The organism is Pseudomonas indica NBRC 103045, from assembly GCF_002091635.1.
Lineage (GTDB): Bacteria > Pseudomonadota > Gammaproteobacteria > Pseudomonadales > Pseudomonadaceae > Pseudomonas_M > Pseudomonas_M indica.
The window spans coordinates 1-2,053 of sequence record NZ_BDAC01000050.1 but is presented as its reverse complement, the minus strand read 5'-3'; the positions used below and the strand labels follow the sequence as shown (position 1 = coordinate 2,053).

1 protein-coding gene is annotated in these 2,053 nt (G+C 61.4%); it reads right to left on the bottom strand.

Going from position 1 to position 2,053, the window contains the following annotated elements; translation table 11 throughout:
* Window positions 1-34: 34 nt before the first annotated feature.
* The coding region (locus tag PIN01S_RS26100; RefSeq protein WP_280522871.1) for a calcium-binding protein at window positions 35-2,053 on the bottom strand (2,019 nt) is incomplete at its 5' end.

The following is a 2,053-nucleotide window of genomic DNA, read 5'->3' as shown; positions in this document are numbered from 1 at the left end:
ACCGCAGGATGGGCCTTCTCCTTTTCCAGGGGCGTTATTGCCAGTTCGCGGCGATCACCACCTCCAACTGTGCCCGCTGATCGGCAGAGAGATTCGACTCCCCGCCCGCCGGCACACCGAAGGCAGCCATCGCATCCACCAGCGACTGCACCTGGCTTTCCAACAGGGTTTTGCCATCGGCCGTCTTGAACTGGTCCAGATGGTAATTGCTGCTGGCATACCAACTACTGATCGACACCTTGTCACTCGAACCGACGATGCTGACATCCAGGTTCGAACCGTTACGACGGAACCACAACTGCTCGACGGAAACCCCATCACCGAACTGCAACGTATCGACGCTGGCGGCGGCGGTGTCGTAGTTGTTGATAGTGTCCACGCCGGAGCCGTTGCCGAAGAGGTAGGTGTCGGAGCCGGCATCGCCCACGAGGTAGTCATTGCCCTCTCCGCCCTCGAGGATGTCGTTGCCATGGCCGCCATAGAGCGTGTCGTTACCCACGTCACCTTGCAGCAGGTCATCACCGTTGCCGCCGTACAGCAGGTCGCTACCCTCGCCACCCTGCAGGCTGTCGTTGCCGTCCTCACCGTACAGCGTGTCGTTGCCGGCACCGCCTTCCAGCACATCCTGGCCGGTCTGACCGAACAGGGTGTCGTTGCCCAGACCGCCGCTCAGGGTATCGTCCGTGGCGTAACCCCACAGGGCATCGTTGCCGTCCGTACTCTGCAGTGCCATGGCCTTCACCTGGGCGATGCTCCAGGTGGTGCCGTCGGCGAAGCGGATTTCTTCCAGTTGATACCCACCAGCAGCATCGGCATGGAAGTAGCTGCTCACCACGATCCGGTCCGTCGAACCTTTCAGGCTCAGGATCAGGTCCGTGCTGGAACGGCTGATCACGATATCGCTCGGGGCAATGTCTTCGCCGAATGCGATGGCATCCACCTTCCCGGCACTGGTGTCGTAGTTGTTGATCGAATCCTGGCCCCAGCCCCGGCTGAAGCGGTACACGTCCGAACCGGCGTCGCCGACGAGGTAGTCGTTGCCTGCATCACCTTCGATGGTGTCGTTGCCATTGCCGCCATAGAGCGTGTCATTGCCCACGTCACCTTGCAGCAGGTCGTTACCGTTACCGCCATACAACAGGTCGCTACCTTCGCCACCCAGCAAAGTGTCGTTGCCGTCCTCGCCGTACAGCGTGTCGTTGCCGGCACCACCTTCCAGCACATCCTGGCCGGCCTGACCGAACAGGGTGTCGTTGCCCAGGCCGCCGCTCAGGGTATCGTCCGTGGCGTAACCCCACAGGGCATCGTTGCCGTCCGTACTCTGCAGTGCCATGGCCTTCACCTGGGCGATGCTCCAGGTGGTGCCGTCGGCGAAGCGGATTTCTTCCAGTTGATACCCACCAGCAGCATCGGCATGGAAGTAGCTGCTCACCACGATCCGGTCCGTCGAACCTTTCAGGCTCAGGATCAGGTCCGTGCTGGAGCGGCTGATCACGATGTCGCTCGGGGCGATATCTTCACCAAACGCAATGGCATCCACCTTCCCGGCACTGGTGTCGTAGTTGTTGATCGAGTCCTGACCCCAGCCCCGGTTGAAGCGGTACATATCCGAACCGGCGTCGCCGACGAGGTAGTCGTTGCCCTCTCCACCTTCGAGAGTGTCGTTGCCGTTACCGCCATAGAGCGTGTCATTGCCCATATCCCCCTGCAGCAGATCGTTACCGTTGCCACCGTTCAGCAGGTCGCTACCCTCGCCACCCTGCAGGCTGTCGTTGCCGTCCTCACCGTACAGCGTGTCGTTGCCCGCGCCGCCTTCCAGTACATCCTGGCCGGCCTGACCGAACAGGGTGTCGTTGCCCAAGCCACCGCGCAGGGTATCGTCGGTGGCATAACCCCACAGGGCATCGTTGCCATCGGTACTCTGCAGTGCCATGGCTTTTACCTGCTCGATGCTCCAGGTTATGCCATCGGCGAAGCGGATTTCTTCCAGGCGATAACCGCTGCTGCCGTCGGCATGGAAGTAACTGCTCACCACGATCCGATCCGTCGTCCC